We start from the raw sequence: 7,856 nt of genomic DNA, 5'->3' as shown, positions 1-7,856 counted from the left end.
CGTGGCGCGACCGGACCGGTCGCGCCACGGCCCCGCGACGCCGGGTCCGCCCCAAGCGCCCTGAGCCGGACACCAACGCCCTGAGCCTGTCGAGGGGCGATCCCACCGGACCACCACCACCCGACCCGCCCCCAGCGCCCGAGCACCCGTCCACCCAAGGAGACCCAGGTGAAGACCGTAGCCGACCTCGGAGACCTCTCCGGCAAGCGTGTCCTGATCCGCTGCGACCTCAACGTCCCCCTCGACGACGACCGCCAGATCACCGACGACGGCCGCATCCGGGCCTCGGTGCCGACGCTGCAGCAGCTGCGCGGGGCCGGCGCCCGCGTCGTCGTGATGGCCCACCTCGGCCGGCCCAAGGGCCAGGTCAAGCCCGAGTTCTCCCTCGCCCCCGCCGCCGCCCGGCTCGCCGAGCTCCTCGGCACCGAGGTCCGGCTCGCCGAAGACGTCGTCGGCGAGTCCGCCCGCCAGGTGGTCGACGGGCTGGCCGACGGCGAGGTGGCGATGCTGGAGAACGTCCGCTTCGAGCCCGCCGAGGAGTCCAAGGACGCCGACGAGCGGGCCGCGCTGGCGAAGGCCTACGCCGCGTTCGGCGACGTCTTCGTCTCCGACGGCTTCGGCGTGGTGCACCGCAAGCAGGCCTCCGTCTACGACGTGGCCCAGCTGCTGCCCAGCGCCGCCGGCTCCCTGGTGCAGGCTGAGGTCGAGGTGCTGCAGCGGCTCACCAGCGACCCCGCCCGCCCGTACGCGGTGGTGCTCGGCGGGGCCAAGGTCTCGGACAAGCTGGCCGTGATCGACAACCTGCTGAAGACCGCCGACACCCTGCTGGTCGGCGGCGGCATGGTCTTCACCTTCCTCGCCGCCCAGGGCCACGCCGTCGGCAAGAGCCTGCTCGAGGAGGACCAGGTGGAGACCGTCCGCGGCTACCTGGCCGAGGCCGAGCGCACCGGCAAGCAGATCGTGCTGCCCACCGACATCGTGGTGGCACCGGAGTTCACAGCCGACGCCGAGCCCACCGTGGTGGCCGCCGACGCGATCCCGTCCGACCAGCTCGGTCTCGACATCGGCCCGGAGTCGGCCGAGGCGTTCGCCGCGGCGATCCGCTCGTCGAGGACGGTGTTCTGGAACGGCCCGATGGGGGTGGCCGAGTGGGAGGCCTTCGCCGGCGGCACCCGGGCGGTGGCGCAGGCGCTGACCGAGGTGGACGGGCTGAGCGTCGTGGGCGGCGGGGACTCCGCGGCCGCCGTGCGCGCCCTCGGCTTCGCCGACGACGCCTTCGGCCACATCTCCACCGGCGGCGGGGCGTCCCTGGAGTACCTGGAGGGCAAGCAGCTCCCCGGCCTGGACGCCCTCGGCTGACCGCCCCCACCCCACCGACCGAACGCGACGAGACGAGACAAGGACCCCCGATGACCCGCACGCCCCTGATGGCCGGCAACTGGAAGATGAACCTCAACCACGTCGAGGCGACCGGTCTGGTGCAGAAGCTGGCCTGGACGCTGAGCGACAAGAAGCACGACCCCGCCCGCAGCGAGGTGGTGGTGCTGGTGCCGTTCACCGACATCCGCACCGTGCAGACGCTGGTCGAGGGCGACCGCCTCCCGATCGGCTACGGCGCGCAGGACCTGTCGGCCCACGACGCCGGCGCCTACACCGGCGAGGTCTCGGCCGCGATGCTGGCCAAGCTCGGCTGCCGCTACGTCGCCGTCGGCCACTCCGAGCGCCGCCAGTACCACGCCGAGTCCGACGAGCTGGTCAACGCCAAGACGACCAAGGCGCTGGCCGCCGGGATCACCCCGATCGTCTGCGTGGGGGAGGGTCTGGAGGTCCGCCAGGCCGGGAACCAGGTGGCCCACACGCTGGCCCAGGTCGACGGCGCGCTGGCCGGTCTGGACGCCGGGCAGGTCGCCTCGCTGGTGATCGCCTACGAGCCGGTGTGGGCCATCGGCACCGGTGAGGTGGCCACCCCCGAGGACGCCCAGGAGGTGTGCGGGGCGATCCGCGCCCGGGTCGCGGAGCTGCACGGGCCCGAGGTGGCCGAGCAGGTGCGGGTGCTCTACGGCGGCTCGGTGAAGTCGGGCAACGTCGTCGACATCATGGCCCAGGCCGACGTCGACGGCTGCCTGGTCGGCGGCGCCAGCCTGGTGGTCGACGAGTTCGCCGCGATCGCCCGGTTCTACGACCTGCCGACCCTCTGAACAGGTCGGCTTCCAACGGTTTCTGCCGGTCGGTCAGGTGAAGTAGGGTGACCCGGTGACTACGCCCCAGTTGATCGTCTCCATCTTCCTGGTGGCGACGAGCGTCTTGCTCGCGCTGTCGGTGCTGCTGCACAAGGGCCGTGGTGGCGGCATGTCCGACCTGTTCGGCGGCGGCATGTCCACCTCGATGGGCGGCGCCTCCGTGGCCGAGCGGAACCTGGACCGGATCACCATCGTGCTGGGCCTGGTGTGGTTCCTCAGCATCTGCGTGCTGCTGGTGCTGTACCGCTGGAGCATCTGACCGACCGTCCCGACCGAGACCAGACAAATCAAGGAGTGACGAACCGTGGCCGGTGGTAGCGCCATCCGTGGCAGCCGAGTCGGAGCAGGACCGATGGGGGAGGCGGAGCGGGGTGACACCGCCCCCCGGCTCTACGTCTCCTACTTCTGCTCCAACCAGCACGAGACCCGTCCGGCGTTCTCCGCCGACGTGCAGGCCCCCGAGACCTGGGACTGCCCGCGCTGCGGCCTCCCGGCCAACCTCGACCAGGAGAACCCGCCGCCGCCGCCGAAGATCACCCCCTACAAGACCCACCTGGCCTACGTGAAGGAGCGCCGCTCCGACAAGGAGGCCGAGGCGATCCTCACCGAGGCGCTCGAGGCCCTGCAGGCCCGCCGCGCCGCCGGCGAGGTCATCTACTGATCCACCGCTGACCGAGGCCCCGGACCACCTGGTCCGGGGCCTTCGTCGTCCCCGGGTCCCTGCAGCGCTCCTGCTTCAGGCTCAGCACGCTGGGGTCCGGCCGGTCTCCTGCGTGCAGCGGGTGCCGGGGCTCGTGCTTCGACAGGCTCAGCACGCTCGACGCAGGTCCGTGCCCGGGTGCGGTCGTGCACCACTCGAGGCCTCTCCGAAGAGGCGCCGCCCCAGCCCAGGACAGCGAACAGAGCTACAGCTGAGAAGCGGCGTCGGAGTCGATGAGCCAGACGGTGGACTCGGTGCCGTGCACCATCGCGGCCGGCAGACCCTCCTCGCCGGCGTGCGCGCGCCGCACCGCCTCCGCCTTGTCGGCCCCGCTGACCACGAACCACACCTCGCGCGACCGGTTGAGCGTGCTCAGGGTGAGGCTGAGCCGCTCCGAGGGCGGCTTGGGGGCCTCGTGCACGGCGATCACCCGGGCGCTGGTCGCGGCCAGGCTGGGGTGGTCGGGGAAGAGCGAGGCGACGTGGCCGTCCGGGCCCACCCCGAGCAGGCAGATGTCGAAGCTGGTCTCACCGAGCTCGGCGGCGTAGCCGTCCGCGGAGTCCTCGATGGAGACGTTGCCGTCGGCGGCCGGCATCGGGTGGACGCGCGAGGGGTCCATCTGCAGGGCGGGGGCGAGGATGGCCAGCGCCTCCCCGGCGTTGCGGTCCTCGTGGTCGACCGGGACGAAGCGCTCGTCGCCCCACCACAGCTCGACCCGGGTGCCGTCCAGCTCGGAGCCGGCGAGGCGGGCGGCCAGGCCGCGGTAGATCCGGTTCGCGATCCGGCCACCGGTCAGGCAGAGCTGGGGGACCGGCTCGGTCTGCTGCAGGGCGGTCAGCCGCTCGACCAGGCGCGTCGAGGCCCCCGTGACCAGGGCCTCGGGGTCGTCGTGGACGATGGTGTGGATGGGCACCGGGGCCTCCTAGCCGGCGTCGGGAGCGGTGGCCGCGGTATCCACGGTACCGACCGCCGCCTCCGAGGTCGGGGCGGTGTCCGGTGGGGTGGCGTTGCTGCTGCGCCGGGCGGTGGTCCGCTTGGCCGTGGTGCTCTTGCTGGCCGTGGTGCTCTGGCGGGTGCTGGACCGGGCGGTGGTCTTCTTCGCCGCGCCGGTCTTCTTGCCGGTCGTCTTGGCGGTGCCGCTCTTGCGACTCTGCTCCCGCCGCATCCGGCGCACCAGGGTCTTCACCGCGGCGTCGAAGATGTCGTCGTCGTCGAGTCGGCGCAGCTCCTCGGCGATGAGGTCCTCGGTGTCGCGCCGCTTGAGGGCCACCAACCGCTTGGGCTGGCCGGGCACGGAGTACTCGGCGAGCAGGCCGTCGTCGCGGGTGATGGCGATGTCGCCGGCCGCGGTGGTGAGCCGGACGCCGGTGATACCGGGTCCGCGGGTGGTCTTCACCTCCACCTGCAGCCCGAGCCGGTTCTCCAGCCAGGCCGCCATCAGCTGGGCCGAGGCGTGCCCGCGCTGGGCCTCCACCACGGCGGCGGTGAAGGTGGCCGGGTACTGGTCGACCGCCGCCGCCAGCAGCGCCCGCCAGGGGGTGAGCCGGGCCCAGGTGAGGTCGGTCTCGCCCGGACCGTGGTGGCGGGCCCGGTGCTCCAGGCTGGCCATCGGCTGGCGGGTGCCGTCGGCGTCGGTGATCCGGCGGTTGGCCAGCCGGCCGATCGGGTCGGTGCTGAGGTTCTCCGGCGCCTGGGTCGGCCACCAGGCGACCACGGGGGAGTCGGGCAGCAGCAGCGGCAGCAGCACCGAGGCAGGGTGCTCGGCCACCTCACCACGCATCCGCAGCACCACCGTCTCGCCCGGTACCCGCTCACCGACGCGGATCTCGGCGTCCAGGCCGGAGCTCTTGGTGCGGCTGTTGGTGACCACCAGCAGCAGCCGGCAGGGGTGCTCGAAGCTGGCGGCCAGCGCGGCCTTCTCGGCGCGCTGGTAGCCCTGGCTGTCGGTGACGACGATGAGGGTCATCACCATGCCCATGGTCGGGCTGCCGGCGTTGCGGCGCGCCTTGATCAGCGCGCTGGCCACCTTGGAGGAGTTCGTCGACTTCAGCTCGATCTTCATCGGTGTCCTCTCAGGGCCGGCGCCAGGCGAAGCCGTCGCGGGCCAGCATGTCGTAGGCGCTCTGCGGTCCCCACGAGCCGGGGTGGTACTTCTCCGGCTGGTCGCCCCGCTCGGCCCAGTGGTCGAGCACCGGGTCGAGGATCTGCCAGGACAGCTCGACCTCCTCGTGCTGGGGGAACAGCGGCGGGTCGCCGAGCAGCACGTCGAGGATGAGCCGCTCGTAGGCCTCCGGGGAGGACTCGGTGAACGCGCCGCCGTAGGCGAAGTCCATGTTCACCTCGCGGATCTCCATCTGGGTGCTGGGCACCTTGGCCCCGAACCGCAGGGTGATGCCCTCGTCGGGCTGGATCCGCATCACCAGCGCGTTGGTGCCCAGGCTCTCGGTGTCGGAGTTGGTGAACGGCAGGTGCGGGGCCTTGCGGAAGCTCAGCGCCACCTCGGTCACCCGGCGGGCCAGCCGCTTGCCGGCGCGCAGGTAGAACGGCACCCCGGCCCACCGGCGGTTGTCGATGTCGACCCGGAGCGCGGCGAAGGTCTCGGTGATCGACTCCGGCGGGACGCCGTCCTCCTCGGCGTAGCCGCGGACCTTGACCCCGCCGGACCAGCCGCCGTCGTAGCGGCCGCGGGCGGTGTGGGCGTCGATGTCGGCCGGCGGCCGGGCGGCGGCCAGCACCTTCTGCTTCTCCGTCCGCAGCTGGCGGGCGTCGAAGGAGGTCGGCTCCTCCATGGCCGTCAGCGCCAGCAGCTGCAGCAGGTGGTTCTGGATCACGTCGCGGGCCGCCCCGATGCCGTCGTAGTAGCCGGCCCGTCCCTCGATGCCGATGTCCTCGGCCATGGTGATCTGCACGTGGTCGATGTAGTTGCGGTTCCACACCGGCTCGAACAGCTGGTTGGCGAAGCGCAGCGCCAGCATGTTCTGCACCGTCTCCTTGCCCAGGTAGTGGTCGATCCGGAAGACCGACTGGCTGGGGAAGACGCTGGAGACGATCCGGTTGAGCTCCTGGGCGCTGCTGAGGTCGTGGCCGAAGGGCTTCTCGATCACCACCCGGTTCCACTGCCCGGCCCGCTGCTCGGCCAGCCCGTGCCGGCGCAGCTGGCCGACCACCTCGTCGAAGAGCCCCGGCGGGATCGAGAGGTAGAAGGCGTGGTTGCCCCCGGTGCCCCGCGCCTCGTCCAGCTCGAGGATGGTCCGCTTGAGCTGCTCGAAGGAGGCGTCGCTGTTGAGGTCGCCCGGGACGAACCGGATCCCCTCGAGCAGCTGGCGCCACACCTCCTCGCGGAACGGCGTGCGCGCGTGCTCCTTCACCGAGTCGTGCACGATCTGGGCGAAGTCCTCGTTCTCCCAGTCCCGGCGGGCGAAGCCCACCAGCGCGAACCCCGGCGGCAGCAGCCCCCGGTTCGCCAGGTCGTAGACGGCCGGCATCAGCTTCTTGCGCGACAGGTCGCCGGTGACGCCGAAGATCACCAGGACGCAGGGTCCGGCGATCCGCGGCAGCCGCCGGTCCTGCGGGTCGCGCAGCGGGTTGGGACGGTTGGGGTCGATCAACTTCGCCTCTGTTCTGCCGGGCCGACGGTGGGGGTCAGGCCGCCTCGACGGCCTGCTGGACGGTCTCCACGAGCTCGTTCCACGAGTCGGCGAACTTCTGCACGCCCTCGTCCTCCAGCTGCGGGGTGACCTCGTCGAGGTCGACGCCGAGCTCGCGCAGCGAGCGCAGCACCTCGTCGGCGTCCTCGGCCTGCTCGACCACCCGGTCGCCCTCCACCTCGCCGTGGTCGGCGAAGGCGTCCATCGTCTTCTCCGGCATGGTGTTGACCACCCCGGCGGTGACGAGCTCGGTGACGTACATGGTGTCGGGGTAGGCCGGGTCCTTGACGCCGGTGGAGGCCCACAGCGGGCGCTGCGGACGTCCGCCCCTGGCGGCCAGCGCGGGCATCCGGCCGTCCAGCTCCTCCCCGGCCTCGACGGCGCGGAAGAGGCGGTGGGCGAGCCGGGCGTTGGCGATGGCGGCCTTCCCCTTGAGCGCGGTGGCCTCCTCGCTGCCGATGGCGTCCAGCCGCTTGTCGACCTCGGAGTCGACCCGGGAGACGAAGAACGAGGCGACGGAGTGGATGGTGCTGATGTCCCGCCCGGCCTCCAGCGCGTCCTCCAGGCCCGAGAGGTAGGCGTCGATGACCTCGCGGTAGCGCTCGAGGGAGAAGATCAGCGTGACGTTGACGCTGATCCCCGCCGCGATGGTCTGGCGGATCGCGGCCAGCCCCGGCTTGGTGGCCGGGATCTTGATGAACACGTTGGGCCGGCCGACCGCCTCCCGCAGCTGGCGGGCCTGCTCGACGGTGCCCTCGGTGTCCATCGCCAGACCGGGCTCGACCTCGATCGAGACCCGGCCGTCGACGCCGTCGGTGTCGGCGCTGACCGGGGCGAGCACGTCGCAGGCGGCGCGCACGTCGTCGGTGGTGATGGCGGTGATCGCCTCCTCCACGCTGCGGCCCTTGAGCTCCTCGAGCTGCGGGCCGTAGGTCTTCTGGTCCGACAGCGCGGTCGCGAAGATCGTCGGGTTGGTGGTGACGCCCACCACCGAGCGCTCCTCGACCAGCCGGGCCAGCTCGCCGGAGGCGATCCGCTGCCGGGACAGGTCGTCGAGCCAGATCGAGACGCCCGCGCCGGCGAGCTGCTTCAGCCGTTCACTCATTCTCAGACCTCTTCCTCGGTGGTGGGTCAGTCGTTGATGTTGGTGTCCGCGCCGGAGGCGGCCGACTCGTCGGCCGGGCCCTGCGGGCCGGACGGGCCCCGGTGCAGCGGTGCGCCGGCCAGGTCGCGGGCGGCGGCCAGGCTGTCGCGGGCCGCGGCGGCCAC

The 7,856-nt window shown here is 72.2% G+C and carries 8 protein-coding genes; 4 read left to right on the top strand and 4 right to left on the bottom strand.

Annotation, left to right across the window (positions count from 1 at the left end; translation table 11 throughout):
* The first annotated feature begins 168 nt into the window (after positions 1-168).
* From DVA66_RS14075 to DVA66_RS14060, 4 genes are read left to right on the top strand one after another with little or no spacing between them, the layout of a single operon-like run.
* The gene (locus DVA66_RS14075) at positions 169-1,359 is read left to right on the top strand and encodes a phosphoglycerate kinase (RefSeq protein ID WP_114560657.1); all 1,191 of its coding nucleotides are present in this window, start codon (positions 169-171) and stop codon (positions 1,357-1,359) included.
* Positions 1,360-1,409: 50 nt separating this feature from the next.
* Positions 1,410-2,198, top strand: a complete 789-nt coding sequence (tpiA, locus tag DVA66_RS14070) for a triose-phosphate isomerase (protein WP_114560656.1) — start codon at positions 1,410-1,412, stop codon at positions 2,196-2,198.
* A gap of 55 nt (positions 2,199-2,253) precedes the next feature.
* Positions 2,254-2,499, top strand: coding sequence for a preprotein translocase subunit SecG (secG, locus tag DVA66_RS14065; RefSeq protein WP_114560655.1), 246 nt, complete (start codon positions 2,254-2,256; stop codon positions 2,497-2,499).
* Between the two features lie 45 nt (positions 2,500-2,544).
* Positions 2,545-2,901, top strand: a complete 357-nt coding sequence (locus DVA66_RS14060) for an RNA polymerase-binding protein RbpA (protein ID WP_114125331.1) — start codon at positions 2,545-2,547, stop codon at positions 2,899-2,901.
* A 244-nt stretch (positions 2,902-3,145) separates the two neighbouring features.
* Here the strand turns inward: DVA66_RS14060 and pgl are convergent, their stop codons facing one another.
* Genes pgl through tal form a run of 4 tightly spaced genes read right to left on the bottom strand, consistent with a single transcriptional unit; the run spans position 3,146 to position 7,692 of the window.
* Positions 3,146-3,853: a 6-phosphogluconolactonase gene (pgl, locus tag DVA66_RS14055; protein WP_114560654.1), complete on the bottom strand. Its 708-nt coding sequence runs from the start codon at positions 3,851-3,853 to the stop codon at positions 3,146-3,148.
* A 9-nt stretch (positions 3,854-3,862) separates the two neighbouring features.
* On the bottom strand, positions 3,863-5,002 hold the full coding sequence (locus tag DVA66_RS14050; RefSeq protein ID WP_114560653.1) for a glucose-6-phosphate dehydrogenase assembly protein OpcA: 1,140 nt from the start codon (positions 5,000-5,002) through the stop codon (positions 3,863-3,865).
* 10 nt (positions 5,003-5,012) lie between these two features.
* Positions 5,013-6,548, bottom strand: a complete 1,536-nt coding sequence (zwf, locus tag DVA66_RS14045) for a glucose-6-phosphate dehydrogenase (protein ID WP_114560652.1) — start codon at positions 6,546-6,548, stop codon at positions 5,013-5,015.
* A gap of 34 nt (positions 6,549-6,582) precedes the next feature.
* Positions 6,583-7,692: a transaldolase gene (gene tal / locus DVA66_RS14040; protein WP_198671771.1), complete on the bottom strand. Its 1,110-nt coding sequence runs from the start codon at positions 7,690-7,692 to the stop codon at positions 6,583-6,585.
* Between the last annotated feature and the right edge of the window lie 164 nt (positions 7,693-7,856).

The organism is Desertihabitans aurantiacus, assembly GCF_003344635.1.
GTDB classification, from domain to species: Bacteria; Actinomycetota; Actinomycetes; order Propionibacteriales; family Propionibacteriaceae; genus Desertihabitans; species Desertihabitans aurantiacus.
Note: the sequence above shows the minus strand (reverse complement) of the source record. Positions and strands in the feature narration are given on the sequence as shown.

What these genes read in the sequence shown, in the direction of transcription:
- tpiA (WP_114560656.1), top strand. Translation starts at nt 1,410, where the DNA reads ATGACCCGCACGCCCCTGATGGCCGGCAACTGGAAGATGAACCTCAAC.
- tal (WP_198671771.1), bottom strand. Translation starts at nt 7,692, where the DNA reads ATGAGTGAACGGCTGAAGCAGCTCGCCGGCGCGGGCGTCTCGATCTGG.
- DVA66_RS14050 (WP_114560653.1), bottom strand. Translation starts at nt 5,002, where the DNA reads ATGAAGATCGAGCTGAAGTCGACGAACTCCTCCAAGGTGGCCAGCGCG.